We start from the raw sequence: 17,154 nt of genomic DNA on the forward strand, positions 1-17,154 counted from the left end.
ACCGTGAGTACGCCCCGGTTCGTGAGTCTGCCCCCCGGTGTTCGCCGGACGACCGTCGAGACCCCCCGCGGCCCGTTCGCCGCGCTGGAGGCCCTCCCCGGATCGGGCATGCCCGACCGCTGTCCCGCCCTCCTCGTCCCCGGCCTCACCGGCAGCAAGGAGGACTTCCTCGCCGTCCTGGAGACCCTGGCCGCGTCCGGGCGCCGCGTCGTCGCGATCGACATGCGCGGCCAGTACGAGTCGCTCGGCCCCGACGACGAGAGCGCCTACACCCGCGCGGCCCTGGGCGCCGACGTCGCGGCCCTGCTGTCGGCGCTGGGCCCGGACCCCGTCCACCTGGTCGGCCACTCGTTCGGCGGCCTGGTGTGCCGCGAGGCCGTCCTCGGCGGGGCCCGTCCCGCGTCCTTCACGCTGATGAGCTCGGGTCCGGCCGCCATCGGCGGCCAGGCCGCCGCGAGGGCCCGCGCCCTGCGCGACGCCATCCCCGAGCTCGGCATGGCGCAGATCTGGGAGCTCAGCCTCGAACCCGACTACCTCGGCCGGGGCGTCCAGCGCGAGATCGTCGCCTTCCTCAAGGCCCGCACGCTCGGCAACTCCGAGAAGGGGCTGGCCCGCATGGCCGACGAGATCCTCACCGCCCCCGACCGCGTCGACGAGCTGGCCAAGCACTGCGCCGACACCGCCCTGCGCGTCCTGGTCATCTACGGCGAGGACGACGACGCCTGGGACCCGCGCGCCCAGGCCGCCATGGCCGAACGCCTCAACGCACCCAAGGTCGTCATTCCCGGCGCCGCCCACTCCCCCGCGTGGGACGCCCCCGAGACCACCGCCGCCGCCCTCCTCGCCCTCTGGTCCGACACCGAACGCACCCTCAAATAGCCGCGGCCCGGCGGCCCGCGGGCGCCCGGCCCGCGGTCAGGCCTTGAAGTAGTGGCCCGCCTCCAGGTCCTCGATGAGCCCGGGGCGGGTCGGCCGCCAGCCCAGCAGCTCCCGGGTCAGCGCGCTCGACGCCGGTGCGTCGGCGCCGAGCGGGCCCGCCAGCCAGCCGAAGTGCCCGGCCGCGTCCCCGGCGGCGACGGACTCCGCCGGGACGCCGAGACCGCGCCCGACCGCCTCGGCGACGGCGCGCAGCGGCACGCCCTCGTCGGCGTTCGCGTGCAGCACCGATCCCGCCGGCGCCTTCTCCAGCGCGAGCCGGAACAGGTGCGCGGCGTCGAGCACGTGCCCTGCGGGCCAGCGGTTGGCCCCGTCCCCGATGTAGCCGGAGACGCCCTTGTCCCTGGCGATGCCGACCACGCTCGCGATGAAGCCCCTGTCCCCTTCGCCGTGCACGGTCGGGGGAAGCCGGACGACGGACGACCGCACCCCGCGCGAGGCGAGCGAGAGTGCCAGCCGGGCGGTGCCGTGCCGCGTCTCCGCCCCGGGCCCCGGCTCGGACGGGTCGCCGCCGGCCCCGTCCCGTTCGGTCGCCACCCGCCCCGGCGCGAGGCCGAGCAGTCCGGAGGCGAGGACGAACGGCCGGCCGGAGCCCGCGAGCGCGTCGCCGAACGCCTCGACGGCGCGCCGGTCCGCGTCGGCGGCGTCCTGGAACCCGCCCGAGAACGCGATGTCGTGCTTGAACGCCAGGTGGACGACGCCGTCCGAGGCCGCGGCGGCGTCGCGCAGGACCTCAAGGTCGTCCAGGGTGCCGCGGCGCACCCCGGCGCCGGCCGCGGTGAGGGCGGCGGCCGAGGCGTCCGAGCGGGCGAGCCCGGTGACGCGGTGCCCCGCCGCGAGCAGTTCGGGGACGAGCGCCGAGCCGATCCAGCCGGACGCCCCGGTGACGAAGACGTGCATGGGAGACCTCCCGTTGAGCCGCCGGGCACGGTCGTGCCCGGGAACCGCGACTGATGTCAGTCACTGTCATCACCATACACGCGCGATGTCAGTGACTGTCATCGACTAGGATTCCGGCCATGGGGCGATGGGAGCCGAACGCGTGCGGCCGGCTCGAACAGGCGGCGCTGGAGCTCTACGGCGAGCGCGGCTTCGACGGCACCACCGTCGCGGAGATCGCCGGCCGGGCCGGCCTCACCGAGCGCACGTTCTTCCGGCACTTCGCCGACAAGCGCGAGGTCCTGTTCGCGGGCTCGGCCATGCTCCACGACCTGCTGACCATCGCCGTCGCCGACGCCCCGGCGACCGCGGCGCCGCTGGAGGCGACGGCCGCGGCGCTGGAGGCCGCCGGCGCCGTCTTCGCGGGACGCCACGACCACTCCCGCCGCCGCCAGGCCGTCATCGACGCCAACGCGGAACTGCGCGAACGCGAGCTGATCAAACTCGCCACCCTGGCCGGGGCGCTCGCCGGGGCGCTGCGCCGCCGCGGCGTCCCCGACCCGGCCGCGGCCCTCGCCGCCGAGGCCGGGATCGCCGTCTTCAAGGTCGCCTTCGAACGCTGGCTCGGCGACGGCAGCCGCGACCTCCCCCACCACATCCGCGAGTCGCTCGACGAACTCAGGGCCGTCACCGCCGCCAGGTGACCGGAGCGCCGCCTCGGCCGCCCCGCGCGGCCCCTCAGGTGAGATCAAGGCCGTCGAGGGTGGGGATCCGGCCGCTGAGCCAGGTGGTGGACGGGTCGGCCGGGCGGGAATCCAGGTGAGCACTCCGCCCTCGGTCAGGCCGGAGCCAGGGCGTGGACGCCGCGGGGGCGGCGCACCCCCCGATCTCTCAGTCGAGGCAGAACTCGTTGCCCTCGGGGTCGGCCATCACGATGTGGCCCGCTTCGAGCGGCGGCTTCGGATCGTGGCGCCGGAGGCGGGCGGCGCCGTGGGAGGCGAGGCGGTCGGCCTCGGCCTCCAGGGCCGCCATCCGCTCGTCGCCGCCGAGGCCCGGCGCGGCCCGCACGTCGAGGTGCACGCGGTTCTTGGCCTGCTTGCCCTCCGGGACGCGCTGGAAGAACAGCCGGGGGCCGGAGCCGCCGGGGTCGACCACCGCCGAGGCGTCGTTGCGGTTCTCCTGCGGCACCCCCATCGCCTCCAGGGCCTCGTCCCATGACGCGAAGCCGCCGGGCGGGTCCTGCAGCCGGTAGCCGAGGGCCTCGGCCCAGAAGGCCGCCAGCGCGGCGGGGTCGGCGCAGTCGAAAGTGATCTGGACGTCGCGGGCCATGTCAGCTCGCCTCCCGGTGAGTGTGCTTATGGAGATCGCGGAGCAGGCACACCTCGGACAGGTGGTGGATCAGCTCCCGGTTGATGTGCAGGACCAACGCTGCCAGGGGACGCTCGGCGTACGGTCCCTCGGCCTCCCCGCACGGGCGGGCGAGGCCGGTCTCGCCGAGCGATTCGACCCCGGCCAGCCACGTCGCGTACTCGGCGTCGAGCTGGGCCAGCGCCTCGTCCGCCGTCGCGGCGTACTCGAACGCCCGGTAGTCGGTGGGCGGGCGCCCGAAGTGCGCGGCGCTGCGCACCGCCAGCACGCCGACGATCACGTGCGCGAGCCGCCACGCGATCGTCGTGAAGGGGGCCGGGTCCGGGGCCGGCATCGCGAAGTCGATGGTCATCGCAGAGCCGCCCCGCCCGGGCGGGCGCACGCTCCAGCAGCCGGGCACCGGCTCCCAGAAGTACTCGTCGTCGGTGAGTCCGCTGATGCGAGGACGCAGCTGGTTGTCCCAGTGCCAGGCGATCTGGTCCCGGAGCAGCGGATTCCAGGTCTCGGTCATGAACCCACTGTCGCCCCAATAGCGGACAGGTACGGTCCGCGTTTCGTGCGACGATGGACGCGTGAGTGTCGAGGCGACGACCGAGCGGGTGCTGCGGCTTCTGGGGCTGCTGCAACGGCGGCCGTCCTGGACGGCGTCCGCCCTCGCCGCCGAGCTGGGCGTCACCGACCGCTCGGTGCGGCGCGACGTGGAGCGGCTGCGCGCGCTCGGGTACCCGGTGCACGCGACGGCGGGCGTGGGCGGCGGCTACCGGCTGGGCGCGGGCACCCGGCTGCCGCCGCTGCTCCTGGACGACGAGGAGGCGATCGCGACGGCGGTGTCCCTGCGGATGGCGTCCGGCGGGACGGTCGCCGGGGCGGGCGAGGCGGCGCTGCGGGCGCTGGCGAAGCTCGACCAGGTGATGCCGCCCCGGCTGCGCGCCGAGGTCCGGGCGGTGCACGGCGCCACCGAGACCCTCGTGGGCCCGGGCGTCCAGATCGACGCCGAGCTGCTGGTGACGCTCGCGCGGGCCTGCCGCGACGCGGTGCGCGTCCGGTTCCGCTACCCCGGGCGGGACGGCGCGGAGCGCGAGCGCACGGTCGAGCCGGTGCGGATGGTCGCCACGGGACGCCGCTGGTACCTGATGGCGTGGGACGCCGACCGCGACGGCTGGCGCACGTTCCGGCTGGACCGGATGCGCGGGGCGGTGGCGACGACCTGGCGGTTCCGGCCGAGGGAGCACCCGGACCCGGTCGCCTACGTGCAGCATGCCGTGACCGGGGCGCCGTACCGGCATCTCGCGCGCATCCGGGTGCACGCCACGCCCGACGAGGTGCGCGAGCTGATCCCGCCCCAGGTGGGACGGGTCGAGGACGATCGCGACGGCTGGTGCGTGCTCGTCGTCGGCGGGGCCGACCTGGACGTGCTCGCCCTGCACACGGCCCGGCTGGGCTTCGACGTGGAGGTACTGGAGCCCGCCGAACTACGAGAGGCCGCCGCCCGCCTCGCCCGCCGCCTGGGGCGTGTCGCGAAGTGAGGTCGGCCCAGCGCGCGAACGCGTGACCTGGCCGGTGCCGCGAAGCCGGAGGCGAGCGGCACCGGGCAGATCGCGAAGCGATGCCGCGTTCGCCCAGGCCCGGTCACGTAGCGAGCCGCCAGGCGAGCGAAGTGGGCCGGGCCTTGGAAACACAGCCTGGCGGGCCTTGCCGGCTAGGGCGCCGGCTGGAGATGGACGAGGATCATCCAGGTGCGGTCGTCGCGCGTGTAGGCGGCGCGCACGCGGTAGCGGCCGGGGGCCAGGTCGATGTTCAGGTGGTTGCCGGGTTCGGGGGTCGCGCCGGGCCAGGCGGAGTCGAAGAGGACGACGGCGCCGTCCACGTCCCAGCTGAGCTCCTCCTCCCACTCGACGCCGCGGACGGCGCTTCGGGCCGCCTGGAGGAGTTCGGCCTCGGAGTCGGCCGCCGCCCAGCGCAGGAACAGGCGCTCGTCCGGAAGGTAGGTCGTCGTGGCGGGTTCGTCGCCGAGGACGAGGCCCTGCCCGCCGCCGATGCCGACCAGCCCGATGTAGCCCTCGACCGCGCAGGCGCGCCCGTAGTCGCCCCAGGCCTCCACGGGGGCCTCGTCGTCCTCGCCGTCGGTGGCGCCCTCCCAACGGGCCAGCTGGGACGCGGGCGCGGCCAGCAGCGGGCCCCCACCGGACTCGACCCAGTCCATCGGCACACCCTCTCGTCGGTGGAGGCGTCACCTTACAACGCGCGTCGGACACCTTCCCTCTGACGTGGGCATATGCGACGATTGAAGTGGATTGTCACGATGTGACGGTGTGGCGGGAAGAACGGCCGGACGGGGCGCCGCCGCCGAACCTCGCGCGCGGGCGCCGGGCCGGCGAGGGGGAAGTATGCGCAAGGTGGCCGACTGCAGGGACATGCCGAGCGAGATGAACTGCACGCTCACCATCAGCGGCGAGCCGGACGAGGTCGTCCGCGCCGCCGCCGAGCACGCGGCCTCGGTGCACGGGCACGAGGACACCCCGGAGCTGCGGGAGGAGATCCGCACCCACCTGAAGGACGAGCACGCGACGGTCGGAGGCTGAGCCGGATGGGCTTCGTACAGATCATCGACTACCGCACCGACCGCCAGAACGAGCTGGAGGGCCTGTTCGACGAGTGGGCGAAGGCCAGCGAGGGCAAGCGCACGGCGACCCACGAGCTGCACACCAAGGACCGCCAGGACGCGTCCCACTACGTCGACATCGTCGAGTTCCCCTCCTACGAGGAGGCGATGCGCAACAGCGACCTGCCCGAGACCCGGCGCATCGCCGGGGAGATGGAGGCGCTGTGCACCGACGGCCCGCGCTTCCTGAACCTGGAGGTCGTGCGCGACGACCAGCTGTGACCCGGTAGCCATCGGACCGCGGCGGACGAGGACTTCTCACCTTTCGGGGAGGGGGCGGTGTCGTAGGCGGGCTGAGGTAATGACACACTTACCTCAGTTTGTCTCATGGAGGTGTACATGCCGGCGACCGTCCAGCCACCCGAGAGCGTCACCTGGCGCGTCCACATCGACCGGTCCATGTGGATCGGCGGGGTGCGCAGCCTGATGCTCCAGGCGCTGCACCCCATGGCGATGTGGGGCGTCTGGCAGAACTCCAACTTCCGCGAGGACCCGTTCGGGCGGCTTCAGCGCACGTCCGACTTCGTCGGCCTCGGCACGTTCGGCAGCCCGGAGGAGGTCGAGGAGGCCGCCTACCGGGTGCGGGAGATCCATCGGAGCCTGCGCATCCTCAACCACGACACCGGCAGGAAGGAGCGGCTCGACCAGCCCGAACTGCTGCTGTGGGTGCACTGCGCCGAGGTGTACTCCTACCTGGAGGTGGCGCGGCGGGCCGGGCTGCCGCTGACGGACGCCATGGCCGACAGGTACCTGTACGAGCAGCGCAAGTCGGCGACGCTCGTCGGGCTGCACGCCGACGACGTCCCCGGCTGCGTGGCCGAGATGGAGGCGTTCTTCGCCGAGATGCGGCCGCGGTTGCGGGTCACCGAGGAGGCCGCGGAGACCGTCCGGTTCCTCATGTGGCCGACGCTGCCGGACAACCTGAAGTTCCTCTCCCCCGGCAAGCCCGGCTACTTCCCGTTCGGGGCGCTCTGCTACTACTCGCTGCCTGACTGGGCCCGCCAGATGTACGGGGCCCTGCCGGAGGTGCCGCAGCCCGCGGTGACGGCGGCGCTGAAGTCGTTCCGGCTCGCGATGAACTCGGTGCCCGAGCGCGTCCACGACTACGCGTTCGCGAAGAACACTCGCGACATGCTGGACCGCTCCCGGCAGCGGCTCGCGGACGACGGCTACGACCTGAGCAAGGGCCTGTACGGCCTGCGCGACCCGCGCCGCTGGCCCGACCGCCGAGCCCTCACCCCCGCTTGAGGAGCCTTCGGCGTCGGGCTCGCGGGGCGCGGCTCGAAAGCGAGCCGGCCAGGGACTCCTAGACGGCGTCGACGGGGAGCGCCGCCCACGGCTCCTTGCGCGGGGCGGCCTCCCGGCCCTCCGGGCAGTGGCGGGCGAAGTCGCACCACGAGCACAGGTTCCCCGGACGCGGCGGGAACATCTCGTCGTACGGGGCGTGCTCGACCTCCCCTTCACGGGGCTTCGGCACCCCGGCGCGCTTCCCCGCGCCCGCGCGGTAGGCCTCGTCGGCGGCCGCGGCCTCGGCGGCGATCTGCTCGGCGCGCCGGATGTGCCGGGCCAGCGACTCCTCGGTGTGCTCCCACACCGCGACCTCGCCCGACGGCAGATGGTGCAGCTCGACCCGGCGGCACGGGCGGCGCAGGACGCGCGACGCCGCCACCGCGTAGATCGCCATCGCCAGCGAGCCGCGGGCGTCGTCGGCGGTCAGCACGTGCCGCCCGGTCTTGTAGTCCACGACGACCAGCTCGGAGCCGCGCGCGTCCAGCCGGTCGATGCGGCCGGACACCGCGATCCGGTCGGTGCGGGTCGCCACGGTGCGCTCGACGCCGAGCGGCTCGTCGGACGGGTCCAGCCCGGCGACGTACCGCTCCGTCATCTCCCGGGCCCGCTCGCGCCACTGCGCGGACTGCGCCTCGTCCCGGAACCCGTCGGTCAGCCAGCCGCGGAGCAGCAGCCTCCCGGCCGCCTCGGGGCTGCGCTCGTGGACGGGCAGCCGCCACCAGCCGGCCAGCGCGTTGTGCACGCTCGCCCCGACGCTGTTGTGCGCCCACGGCGGCCCCTTGGGCGGCATCGGACGGTCGAGGTACGTCATCCGGTACCGGCGCGGGCAGTCCAGCCACGTGTTCAGCCGCGAAGGCGTGCACGTGTAAAGCCGCTGAGGCATCCCCTCAAAGCCCAGCTGCTCAGCCACCGTTAGTCGTCAGACTCCCGCGCCATGGAGCCCCAGCTCTCCCAGCGGGCGTCCTCGTCGCCGACGGTGGTCTCCTCGCCCTGCGCGGGCAGGACCCGCAGGTCCTTCGGCAGCGGGGTCAGCAGCGCGCCGATCGAGTTGAGCTGCTTGCGCAGGTCCTCGTAGACGCCGCCGACCGAGCCGGGACGGCCGCGGTGCAGGGTGTCGCCGGAGAACAGCAGGCCGAGCTGCTCGCTGATCACGCAGACGCTGCCGGGCGTGTGGCCCGGGGTGTGCACGACCTCCAGCTGCGCCTCGCCGATCTCGAAGACGCCGCCGTCCTCCAGCCAGATGTCGGGTTCGAGGGAGCGCAGCGCCTTGGCGTCGTCCTCGTCGTCCTCCTCCTTGGCGAGGCGGCCGAAGTAGTCGCGCCACAGCAGCCGGTCGGCGCGGTGGAGCGCGATCGGCGCCCAGTCGTCCTCGTCCTCCTCTCCGGCCGCGGCCACTTCGAGGACCACGCTGAGGCGGTGCTCGTTGCCGTCGGTCAGCAGGACGGCCATGACCTCGCGGTCACCGACCTCCTTGAGGATGGCCTCGGCGTCGTTGGCCGGGTCGATCACGATGACCTCGTCGTCGTCGCCGACGATGTAGGTGTTGTTCTCGACGTCGTACTCGGTGTCGTCCAGGGTGAGCTTCCCTGACGTCACCACCTGTTCGATGCGCGCGTCCACGCTTCGCACCCTACCGCGATTCGCCGCGCCGGTCGGGCAGACGGAGATCGCCGCCGGTGGCGGCCGCGCGGAGCGTCTCGAAGGCGTCCGGCGCGGTGGTCTCGGCGCCGATCCGGTCGCCGGTGAACGCCCCGTGGTCGTCGCTGGAACCGGTCGCGGCGAGGCCCAGCGAGGCGGCCAGGCCGCGCAGGCGGGCGCGGTCCTCGGCGGCGTGGTCGGGGTGGTCGGTCTCGACCCCGGCGAGCCCGGCGGCGGCGAGCCTCTCGATCACCTCGTCGCCGAACACGTACCCGCGGCGGCGCGCCCGCGGGTGCGCCAGGACGCACACTCCCCCGGCCGCGCGGATGAGCGCGATCGCCCGCTCCGGGTCGAGCGCGTACCGCTCGACGTAGGCGCGGCCGCCCTGCGCGATCCACCGGGACGTGAACGCCTCGTCCGCCGTCTCGATCACGCCCGCCTCCACCATCGCGCGCGCGATGTGCGGCCGCCCGACCGCCTCTCCCCTGGCCAGCGCGCCGACCATGTCCCAGGTGACGCCGGCGCCGAGCTCGCGGAGCCGCTCCACCATGCCGCGCGCCCGGACCACCCGGTCGTCGCGGATCCTGGCCAGCTCGGCGGCCAGCACCGGCTCCGCCGGGTCGAACAGGTAGCCGAGCATGTGCAGGCTCCGGCCGTCCTCCTTGCACGACAGCTCGATGCCGGGGACGAGCGCCAGGCCGTCCGGGAGGGACGCGGCGGCCTCGTCCCAGCCGGCGACGGTGTCGTGGTCGGTCAGCGCGACGACGTCGACGCCGTTCTCGCGCGCCCGCCGGACGACCTCCGCCGGCGGCCGGGTCCCGTCGGAGGCGTCGCTGTGGCAGTGCAGATCGATCCGCATGGGCCCTTCATACCAGCGGGACGCCGCTCAGTCGTCGAGACGGGGGCTGTAGGCGCCGTAGGGGAGGTCGAGGTCCATGCCCGGCTCGCGGAGGTCGAGCAGGGTGAGGCGCTCCACCATGAGCACCCCGGCGTCGGCGGGCCACAGCACCGCCCACAGCCAGTTCCCCATCGCCTCGCCGACGTAGGCGGCGCGGTCGGGGCGGTCCCCGACCGCCCACATCGGGACCGTCTGCCCGCAGGTCGCGGCGGGGCCTCCGACGTCCAGCCGCACGTGCGGCGGGCCGCCGTTGAAGGCGGTGCCGGGGTCGGGGCCCGCGAGCCCCGCGAAGTGGGCGCCGAAGCCGATGCCCGGCTCCTCGGCGATCAAAACCATGTCGGCGGGGCCGTGCAGCAGCCCCGGCCCGGACACCGCGGCGGCGGTCGCGCGGGCGCCCGAGCGCTCGTCCCCGACCGTGGCGAAGCCCGTGAGGAGCCAGGCCGCCGGAAGCGGCCAGGGCGTCCAGAGGGGGACCCTCGCGTCCCGCAGAGCGACGGCCAGGCCCTCGGGGCCGGGACGGTTCGACGGCTGCCTCGGCAGTACGGCGCCGTGCACGCCGCAGCTCCAGTCGCTCGACCAGAGGCTCGGCGCGCTCAGAGGGCCCGCGCAGCGCGGGCATGTGGGCTCCGCCCTCATGCTTAACCACCCTGCGCGGCGACGTCCCGCCCCGTCAAGGGGCCGCGGGGGTCGCCGCCCAGGAAGCGGCGACACAATGGGGTCATGCGAGTGCGCTGCGTGGGCGGGATCGTGCGGGACGGCGAGGGGCGGTTCCTGCTGGTCAGGCGCGGACACCCGCCGGGCGAGGGCCTGTGGTCGATCCCGGGCGGACGGGTCGAGCCCGGCGAGGACGACCGGGCGGCGGTCGCCCGGGAACTGAGGGAGGAGACCGGTCTGGACGTCCTCGTCGGCGCCCTGGCCGGGACGGTCGAGCGCCCCGGCCCCGGCGTCGTCTACGAGATCCACGACTACACGGCGACCGTGGCCGGCGGGACGCTCCGCGCGGGCGACGACGCCTCCGACGTCCGCTGGGCGGCCCCCGGCGATCTCGGCGCCCTCCCGATCACGCCCGGCCTCCTCGACGCCCTCACCGGATGGGGCCTCCTATGAGGCGTGCACCGGCTCCGTGGCCGCCGTGACCGGCGTGTCGCCGTCTCCGGGGCCCGCCGTGACGGTCCGGACCCGCATCCGCCGGGCCAGCCACACGACGGCGGCCGCGTACAGCAGCATCGGGACGACGTCCGCCGCGACGACCTGCCAGGGGACGCTCCCCTGCTCGATGTCGAGCTCGCCGATCGCCGCGGGCCCGAGGAACGCCGTCAGGTTGTTGAACACGTGCAGGGCGATGCCGGACTCCAGCCCGCCCGTCCGCACCGCGAGCCATGCCGCGATCGCGCCGAACGCGAAGATGTCGAGGATCCCCCAGCCCGTGTAGCCGTGCCCGGCGGTGAACAGCGCCGAGCCCACGACGATCCCCGGCCACGGCGTGCGGAACACGACGCTGAGGGCGCGCCCGACGCGGTTCCTGACGTTCTCCAGGGTGCACGCGCCCACGGCCTGGAGCATCCAGCCGCGGAACGCGTACTCCTCGGCCGCCGACTGGAGCGGCACCAGCAGGATGATGACGATGGCCGGGGCGATGAACCGTCCCCACCCGACCCAGTGCTCGTCGCCGCCCGACTGGTCGTCGATCGCGGCCGAGGCGGCCAGCGACGTCCCGAAGGACACGACGCAGAACAGGATCGCCAGGCCCGAGCAGGCGAGGAGCCAGCGCCAGCGCAGCCGCCCCGCGACCGAGGACAGCGTGCCCGGCCGCCGCCGCTGGACGACCCACGCCGCGGCCAGCACGACCGGCAGGAACAGCGCCAGGGCCCCGAGGTTGTACGCCAGGTCGGCCGTCTGGTCGCCGAAGATCGCGTCGGTGTCCGTCCCGGAGGTGTCGGGGGCCTCGCCCGTGACCACCACCCGGACGATGACGCCCACGATCATCAGCCCGATGGCCAGCCCCAACCCCGCGGCGGCGATCCCGAAGGTCCCCGCCAGCGGGCGCCACCACCGGTGCACCTCGTTGCGCGCCAGCCGGTGGAACGGGGCCGCCTTGGGCGTCGCCACCGTCCAGGGCCGCTTCACCGCCTGGATCCCGTACCCGGGGCCGTAGGGGCCCGGGTGGTGCCCCCCCGGCGGCTGCGCCGGCGCCCCGTCCCAGTACGGCATCCCGGGCGTGTACCCCTGACCGTACGGCTGACCGGGACCGTACGGCTGACCGGGGCCGTGAGGCTGTTGAGGGCCGTAAGGCTGTTGAGCGCCGTAAGGCTGTTGAGCGCCGTAAGGCTGTTGAGCGCCGTAAGGCTGTTGAGGGCCTTGAGGCTGTTGAGGGCCGTGAGGCTGCTGGGCGCCGTGAGGCCGCCCGGCGTCATGGGGCGGCCGGGCCGGTTCCGGGGGCCAGGCGGCGGGCGCCGGAGGCTCGCCCTCCGGCATCGGCTGAGGACCGGACGGCTGCGACTCGCGCTGCGGCTCGCGCTGCGGCTCGCGTCCCAGCTCGGGGTCTAGGGGCGCCCAGCCGTCGCCGTCCCCTGGTCCTGCCACGTGTGGGCCCTCCTGGTCGATCTCGTTTACGTGGGACGAATCGTACGGTGCGTTCAGTTCCCGGACGGATCGAAGCGCTTCGTCCGGGCCATCCCCGCGGCGCGGCCCTTGGCGGCGATGACGAGCGCCATCTTGCGGGACGCCTCGTCGATCATCTCGTCGCCCAGGCGGGCGGCGCCGCGGCCCTCGCCGAGCGAGTGCTCGTAGGCGTCCAGGATCAGCTCGGCGTGGTCGTAGTCGTCCTGGGACGGCGAGAACACGGCGTTGCCCGCCTCGATCTGGGACGGGTGCAGCACCCACTTGCCGTCGAAGCCGAGGGCGGCGGAGCGCTCGGCGACCCGGGTGAAGGCCTCCACGTCGCGGACGTTGAAGTAGGGGCCGTCGATCGCCTGCAGATCGTGGGCGCGGGCGGCCATCAGGATCCGCATGAGGATGTAGTGGTAGGCGTCGCCCTCGGTGTAGCCGGGCGGCTGCTCGCCGACGACGAGGGTCTTCATGTTGATCGACGCCATGAGGTCGCCGGGCCCGAGGACGAGGGCCTCCAGCCGGGGCGAGGACGCGGCGATCGCGTCGACGTTGACCATGCCGCGGGCGTCCTCGATCTGCGCCTCGATGCCGATGCGGCCGGCTGGCAGGCCCGTCGCCCGCTCGATCTGGGTGAGGAGCCGGTCGAGCCACTGGACGTGGGAGGCGTCCGGCACCTTCGGCAGCATGACCGCGTCGAGGTTGGCGCCCGCGCCCTCGACGACCTCGATCACGTCCCGGTAGGCCCAGTGGGTGTCCAGGTCGTTGACGCGCACCACCCGCGTCCTGCCGGTCCAGTCGCCGTCGTTGAGCGCGGCGACCACGGTCGCGCGGGCGCCCTCCTTCGCCGACGGGGCGACGGCGTCCTCCAGGTCGAGGAAGATCTCGTCGGCGGGCAGCCCCTGCGCCTTCTCGATGAAGCGGGGGTTGCTGCCCGGAACCGCGAGGGTGGTACGTCGTGAGCGCATGGCCCCGGATGCTATCCAGCGGTGTGAGACCCTCGTGGCATGGGTCTGAACAGGGCACTGCTGGAGGAGGCGGCCAAGAAGTCGGGGCTGCTGTGGCTGGACCTGCCCGGCCTGCCCCAGCCGCGCGCCGCCTGGCACGTGTGGCACGACGGGTCGGCGTACGTGCTGACCGGCGGGGAGGGCGAGCAGCCGCTCCCGGGCCTGCCGGAGGCCGCGCGGGTGACGGTGATCCTGCGCAGTAAGGACAAGGGCGGGCGGCTCCTGACCTTCGGCGCCGAGGTCGAGCGGGTCGAGCCGGGCTCGCCGCTGTGGGACGAGGTGGCGCCCGTCCTCGCCAAGGAGCGCCTGAACGCCCGGACCCACGAGGGCCAGGTGGAGACGTGGGCCGAGGAGTCGTGGATCGTCCGGCTCACCCCGGCCGACGAGGTCGTGGAGGCGAGCGGGGAGTACGCGACCGTCCGGCCGGTGCCGACGCCCGCGACGACCGCCGGCGCGCCGCCGCGCCTGTACGGCGGCAAGCGCCGCCACGCCGACCGCTAGCCCGTGCTCCGGCGGGGCCTCACGGCGTCAGGCGGCGCCCCTCCGCGAGGGCGCGCAGCTTGTCCGGGTTGGCCACCAGGTGGATGGCCGTGACCCGGCCGTCCGCGTCCACGTCGGCGCTGACCGTGCTGATCGGCCCGTTCGGGCCGTCCACGACCAGGGCCGGAACGCCGTTGAGGTCGACCCGCCGGAAGCGCATGTCGGCCGGATCGACGCCCTCGTAGGGCTGGCCCTCGATGGCGGCGAGGAAGCGCGCGATCTTCTCCGCGCCGAAGACCGCCCGGCGCGGCGCCCGGACCTTGCCGCCGCCGTCGGACCACAGCGCGACGTCGGGCGCGAGGACCTCCAGGAGCCGGTTGAGGTCGCCGCCGAGGACCGCCTCGAAGAACCGCTCGGTGGCGGCGCGCCGCTCGGCGCCGCCCGCCTCGAAGCGGGGCCGCCGCGCCTGCACGTGCTTGCGGGCGCGGGTGCCGAGCTGGCGGACCGACGCCTCGGAGCGGTCCAGCGCGTCGGCGATCTCGGCGAAGGGGTAGCCGAAGACCTCCTTCAGCACGAACACGGCCCGTTCGAGGGGGCTCAGCGTCTCCAGGACGACGAGCATCGCCATCGACACCGACTCCGACAGCTCGGCGTCCTCGGCGACGTCCGGGGAGGTCAGCATCGGTTCGGGCAGCCACGGCCCGACGTAGGTCTCGCGCCGGGCCTGCGCCGAGCGCAGCCGGTCGAGCGCGACGTTGGTGGTGATCCGGACGAGGTAGGCCTTGGGGTCGGCCACGCCGGACCGGTCTCCGGCCGACCAGCGCAGCCAGGCGTCCTGGACGGCGTCCTCGGCGTCGGCCGCCGTGCCGAGCATCCGGTAGGCCACCGCGAACAGCAGGTTGCGGTGCTGCTCGAAAGGCTCTGCGAAGGCGTCGCTCACGGTCCCTCACCCTTTCACGTCCCTTTCGCCCCCCAGACTCCGGGTGACGGCCGGATGTGACATACCCGTCCGGATCAGCCGGGAGATCACGGGTAGTGTCCAGGCCATGAGCGGTGCTCCGTCACGGGTGTTCCTCGCCCGGCTCGCGGGTGTCGCGGTGTTCGACCCGGTGGGAGACCAGGTCGGCCGGATCCGCGACGTCGTGGTCGCGCTGCGCCTCGCGCCGCGCGCCCCGCGGGTGCTCGGGCTGGTCGTGGAGGTCGCCTCGCGCCACACGGTGTTCCTGCCGATCACCCGCGTCACGGTGATCGAGGCGGACGCGGTCGTCTTCGACGGGCGACTGAACGTGCGCCGCTTCCAGAAGCGCGAGTCCGAGACGCTGGTGATCGCCGAGCTGCTGGACCGGACCGTCCGGTTCCGCGACTCCGGCGACGCCGTCTCCGTCGTCGACGTGGCGATGGAGCCGACCCGCACCCGCGACTGGCTCGTCACCAAGGTCGCCGTCCGCCGCACGACGGGCCGGGGCCTGCGCAAGCGCGGCGAGAGCCGGATCGTGGACTGGGACGCCGTGGAGGGGTTCTCCGCCGTCGAGCTCGGGCAGGGCGCGGCCGGGCTGATCGCCGCGTTCGAGCGGATGAAGCCCGCCGACCTCGCCAACATCGTGCACGAGCTGCCGGAGAAGCGGCGTACCGAGGTCGCGGTCGCGCTGGACGACGAGCGCCTCGCCGACGTCCTGGAGGAGCTGCCCGAGGACGACCAGATCGAGATCCTCGGCAAGCTCGGCGTGGACCGCGCCGCCGACGTCCTGGAGGCGATGGGCCCCGACGACGCCGCGGACCTGCTCGGCGAGCTGCCGACCGAGCAGCGCGAGCAGCTGCTGACGCTGATGGAGCCGCGCGACGCGGCCCCCGTCCGGCGGCTGCTCACCTACCCCGACCACTCGGCGGGCGGGCTGATGACGACCGACCCGGTGATCGTCCCGCCGGACGCGACGGTGGCCGAGGCGCTCGCGCTGATCCGCCGCCCCGACCTGAACCCGGCGCTGGCCGCGCAGGTCTACGTGTGCCGGCCGCCGGCGATGACGCCGACCGGCCGCTACCTCGGCACGGTGCACTTCCAGAAGCTGCTGCGCGAACCGCCGCCCACACTGGTCAGCGGGATCGTCGACGCCGAACTGGACCCGCTGCGCCCCACCATGTCGCTGGAGGCGGTCGCGATGTTCCTGGCCACCTACAACCTGGTCGCGGGCGCGGTCGTGGACGAGAACGGGCACCTGCTGGGCTCGGTGACGATCGACGACGTCCTCGACCATCTGCTGCCCGAGGACTGGCGGGAGGCCGCGATGGACGCGGTCGCCGAGGAACCCGCCGATCCCGAGGAAGAGGCTCTGCGGGGGACGACATGACGACCACGACACGCGAGATCACCGCGCGCCTGGACCAGCCGAGGGAGCTGCGCCGGACGCTGCTGCCGCGCCGCCTCTACTACGACCCCGAGTCGTTCGGGCGGGTGTCGGAGCAGATCGCGCGCTTCCTGGGGACGGCCCGCTTCATCGTCTACATGACCGTGTTCGTCTCGGTGTGGCTCGTGTGGAACGTGACGGCTCCGGTGTCGCTCAGGTTCGACCCGTACCCGTTCATCTTCCTGACGCTGATGCTGTCGCTGCAGGCGTCGTACGCGGCGCCGCTGATCCTGCTGGCCCAGAACCGGCAGGACGACCGGGACCGCGTCCAGTACGAGCAGGACCGGTCGCGCAACGAGCGCAGCATGGCCGACACCGAGTACCTCACCCGCGAGATCGCGGGGCTGCGGGTCGCGCTGAGCGAGGTCGCCACCCGCGACTTCGTGCGCTCGGAACTCCAGCAGATGCTCAGGGAGATGGACGCCAAGAAGCCCGTCCCTTAGGCCCCCTCGTCGGCGAGCTTGTCCAGGATGTGGCCGAGGGCGCGCAGGTCGGGCTCGTCCAGCCGGCTGAGGATGTGGTCGCGGACGCCCTGCCGGTAGGTGGGGGCGGCCTCGGTGAGCCGGGCCCGGCCCCGCGCGGTCAGGACGGCGAACAGCCCGCGCGCGTCGCTCGGGCAGGACTGCCTGCCCACCAGCCCGTCGCGCTCCAGCCGGTCGACCAGCCGCGTCAGGCCGCTGCGCGACAGCAGCACGCGGTCGGCCAGGTCGTTCATCCGCAGCCGCCCGTGCGGCGCCTCGCCGAGGTGCACGAGCACCTCGTAGGAGCCGAGCGCGAGGTCGTGGCGGGCCAGCAGGTCGGCCTGCAGCCGGCGGGAGATCTGCGCCTGGGCGCGCAGCATCGTCCGCCACACGATCAGCTCGGCGGAGGCCGAGGCGAGGTCGGTGGTCACGGACCGATGGTAGGCCGGGCGGGCCGCCCGCGCGATGGACGCGCGCGTTCGCGTGCACGTCCGCGTGTACGCCGCGTGTGAGGACGGACACCCTG

General features: G+C 74.1%; 23 protein-coding genes. 11 read left to right on the forward strand and 12 right to left on the reverse strand.

Annotated features, from left to right (window positions below; translation table 11 throughout):
- The first annotated feature begins 3 nt into the window (after window positions 1–3).
- Window positions 4–879 (forward strand): alpha/beta fold hydrolase, encoded by an 876-nt coding sequence (locus BJY14_RS12110; RefSeq protein ID WP_179843702.1) that lies wholly within the window; start codon window positions 4–6, stop codon window positions 877–879.
- 36 nt (window positions 880–915) lie between these two features.
- On the opposite strand, the gene BJY14_RS12115 is transcribed toward BJY14_RS12110, so the two are convergent.
- The gene (locus BJY14_RS12115; RefSeq protein ID WP_179843703.1) at window positions 916–1,836 is read right to left on the reverse strand and encodes an SDR family oxidoreductase; all 921 of its coding nucleotides are present in this window, start codon (window positions 1,834–1,836) and stop codon (window positions 916–918) included.
- A gap of 119 nt (window positions 1,837–1,955) precedes the next feature.
- Between BJY14_RS12115 and BJY14_RS12120 the strand changes: the two genes are divergently transcribed.
- Entirely contained in the window at window positions 1,956–2,519 is a 564-nt protein-coding gene (locus tag BJY14_RS12120) for a helix-turn-helix domain-containing protein (RefSeq protein WP_179843704.1), read from the forward strand.
- A gap of 187 nt (window positions 2,520–2,706) precedes the next feature.
- Here BJY14_RS12120 and BJY14_RS12125 read toward each other — a convergent pair whose 3' ends face one another.
- Both BJY14_RS12125 and BJY14_RS12130 read right to left on the reverse strand, forming a co-directional pair.
- Window positions 2,707–3,144 carry a VOC family protein gene (locus BJY14_RS12125; protein WP_179843705.1) on the reverse strand — a complete coding sequence of 146 codons (438 nt, stop codon included), beginning with the start codon at window positions 3,142–3,144 and terminating at the stop codon, window positions 2,707–2,709.
- Window position 3,145: 1 nt separating this feature from the next.
- A complete protein-coding gene (locus BJY14_RS12130) occupies window positions 3,146–3,694 on the reverse strand; it encodes a DinB family protein (protein ID WP_179843706.1) in 549 nt (182 codons plus the stop codon).
- A gap of 61 nt (window positions 3,695–3,755) precedes the next feature.
- On the opposite strand from BJY14_RS12130, the gene BJY14_RS12135 reads away from it, so the two are divergent.
- Entirely contained in the window at window positions 3,756–4,709 is a 954-nt protein-coding gene (locus tag BJY14_RS12135) for a helix-turn-helix transcriptional regulator (RefSeq protein ID WP_179843707.1), read from the forward strand.
- 173 nt (window positions 4,710–4,882) lie between these two features.
- Here the strand turns inward: BJY14_RS12135 and BJY14_RS12140 are convergent, their stop codons facing one another.
- Window positions 4,883–5,386: an Imm21 family immunity protein gene (locus BJY14_RS12140; protein WP_179843708.1), complete on the reverse strand. Its 504-nt coding sequence runs from the start codon at window positions 5,384–5,386 to the stop codon at window positions 4,883–4,885.
- Window positions 5,387–5,579: 193 nt separating this feature from the next.
- On the opposite strand from BJY14_RS12140, the gene BJY14_RS12145 reads away from it, so the two are divergent.
- The 3 genes from BJY14_RS12145 to BJY14_RS12155 all read left to right on the forward strand — a co-directional run bounded on the left by BJY14_RS12145 (window position 5,580) and on the right by BJY14_RS12155 (window position 7,093).
- On the forward strand, window positions 5,580–5,765 hold the full coding sequence (locus tag BJY14_RS12145) for a DUF1059 domain-containing protein (RefSeq protein ID WP_218905312.1): 186 nt from the start codon (window positions 5,580–5,582) through the stop codon (window positions 5,763–5,765).
- Window positions 5,766–5,770: 5 nt separating this feature from the next.
- Window positions 5,771–6,067 (forward strand): hypothetical protein, encoded by a 297-nt coding sequence (locus BJY14_RS12150; protein WP_179843710.1) that lies wholly within the window; start codon window positions 5,771–5,773, stop codon window positions 6,065–6,067.
- Between the two features lie 117 nt (window positions 6,068–6,184).
- Window positions 6,185–7,093 carry an oxygenase MpaB family protein gene (locus BJY14_RS12155; protein WP_179843711.1) on the forward strand — a complete coding sequence of 303 codons (909 nt, stop codon included), beginning with the start codon at window positions 6,185–6,187 and terminating at the stop codon, window positions 7,091–7,093.
- Window positions 7,094–7,151: 58 nt separating this feature from the next.
- Here BJY14_RS12155 and BJY14_RS12160 read toward each other — a convergent pair whose 3' ends face one another.
- The 4 genes from BJY14_RS12160 to BJY14_RS12175 are packed head-to-tail and all read right to left on the reverse strand — an operon-like array spanning window position 7,152 to window position 10,307.
- Window positions 7,152–8,018, reverse strand: coding sequence for a RecB family exonuclease (locus BJY14_RS12160; protein WP_179843712.1), 867 nt, complete (start codon window positions 8,016–8,018; stop codon window positions 7,152–7,154).
- A gap of 29 nt (window positions 8,019–8,047) precedes the next feature.
- Window positions 8,048–8,755: an MBL fold metallo-hydrolase gene (locus BJY14_RS12165; protein WP_179843713.1), complete on the reverse strand. Its 708-nt coding sequence runs from the start codon at window positions 8,753–8,755 to the stop codon at window positions 8,048–8,050.
- Between the two features lie 10 nt (window positions 8,756–8,765).
- Entirely contained in the window at window positions 8,766–9,632 is an 867-nt protein-coding gene (locus BJY14_RS12170; protein ID WP_179843714.1) for a PHP domain-containing protein, read from the reverse strand.
- Window positions 9,633–9,659: 27 nt separating this feature from the next.
- Entirely contained in the window at window positions 9,660–10,307 is a 648-nt protein-coding gene (locus tag BJY14_RS12175; RefSeq protein ID WP_179843715.1) for a DUF6758 family protein, read from the reverse strand.
- Between the two features lie 84 nt (window positions 10,308–10,391).
- Between BJY14_RS12175 and BJY14_RS12180 the strand changes: the two genes are divergently transcribed.
- Window positions 10,392–10,778 carry an NUDIX hydrolase gene (locus BJY14_RS12180; RefSeq protein WP_179843716.1) on the forward strand — a complete coding sequence of 129 codons (387 nt, stop codon included), beginning with the start codon at window positions 10,392–10,394 and terminating at the stop codon, window positions 10,776–10,778.
- Here BJY14_RS12180 and BJY14_RS12185 read toward each other — a convergent pair.
- Window positions 10,773–11,882, reverse strand: coding sequence for a CPBP family intramembrane glutamic endopeptidase (locus BJY14_RS12185; RefSeq protein ID WP_179843717.1), 1,110 nt, complete (start codon window positions 11,880–11,882; stop codon window positions 10,773–10,775). The two genes, BJY14_RS12180 and BJY14_RS12185, sit on opposite strands and share 6 nt — an antisense overlap.
- A gap of 165 nt (window positions 11,883–12,047) precedes the next feature.
- On the opposite strand from BJY14_RS12185, the gene BJY14_RS12190 reads away from it, so the two are divergent.
- Window positions 12,048–12,218: a hypothetical protein gene (locus tag BJY14_RS12190; protein ID WP_179843718.1), complete on the forward strand. Its 171-nt coding sequence runs from the start codon at window positions 12,048–12,050 to the stop codon at window positions 12,216–12,218.
- Between the two features lie 89 nt (window positions 12,219–12,307).
- On the opposite strand, the gene BJY14_RS12195 is transcribed toward BJY14_RS12190, so the two are convergent.
- A complete protein-coding gene (locus BJY14_RS12195; protein ID WP_179843719.1) occupies window positions 12,308–13,246 on the reverse strand; it encodes an HpcH/HpaI aldolase/citrate lyase family protein in 939 nt (312 codons plus the stop codon).
- A gap of 39 nt (window positions 13,247–13,285) precedes the next feature.
- On the opposite strand from BJY14_RS12195, the gene BJY14_RS12200 reads away from it, so the two are divergent.
- Window positions 13,286–13,786 (forward strand): hypothetical protein, encoded by a 501-nt coding sequence (locus BJY14_RS12200; RefSeq protein ID WP_179843720.1) that lies wholly within the window; start codon window positions 13,286–13,288, stop codon window positions 13,784–13,786.
- Between the two features lie 19 nt (window positions 13,787–13,805).
- Here BJY14_RS12200 and BJY14_RS12205 read toward each other — a convergent pair whose 3' ends face one another.
- Window positions 13,806–14,705: an RNA polymerase sigma-70 factor gene (locus BJY14_RS12205; protein WP_179843721.1), complete on the reverse strand. Its 900-nt coding sequence runs from the start codon at window positions 14,703–14,705 to the stop codon at window positions 13,806–13,808.
- Between the two features lie 106 nt (window positions 14,706–14,811).
- Here BJY14_RS12205 and BJY14_RS12210 point away from each other — a divergent pair, with 106 nt between their 5' ends.
- Together BJY14_RS12210 and BJY14_RS12215 are read left to right on the forward strand one after the other, a co-directional pair.
- Window positions 14,812–16,110 (forward strand): magnesium transporter MgtE N-terminal domain-containing protein, encoded by a 1,299-nt coding sequence (locus BJY14_RS12210; protein ID WP_179843722.1) that lies wholly within the window; start codon window positions 14,812–14,814, stop codon window positions 16,108–16,110.
- Window positions 16,107–16,610, forward strand: coding sequence for a DUF1003 domain-containing protein (locus BJY14_RS12215; RefSeq protein ID WP_179843723.1), 504 nt, complete (start codon window positions 16,107–16,109; stop codon window positions 16,608–16,610). The genes BJY14_RS12210 and BJY14_RS12215 overlap by 4 nt, the downstream gene beginning before the upstream one ends.
- Here BJY14_RS12215 and BJY14_RS12220 read toward each other — a convergent pair.
- Entirely contained in the window at window positions 16,607–17,059 is a 453-nt protein-coding gene (locus BJY14_RS12220) for a MarR family winged helix-turn-helix transcriptional regulator (RefSeq protein ID WP_312879161.1), read from the reverse strand. The two genes, BJY14_RS12215 and BJY14_RS12220, sit on opposite strands and share 4 nt — an antisense overlap.
- Window positions 17,060–17,154: the final 95 nt, after the last annotated feature.

It is taken from the genome of Actinomadura luteofluorescens, from assembly GCF_013409365.1.
GTDB lineage: Bacteria > Actinomycetota > Actinomycetes > Streptosporangiales > Streptosporangiaceae > Spirillospora > Spirillospora luteofluorescens.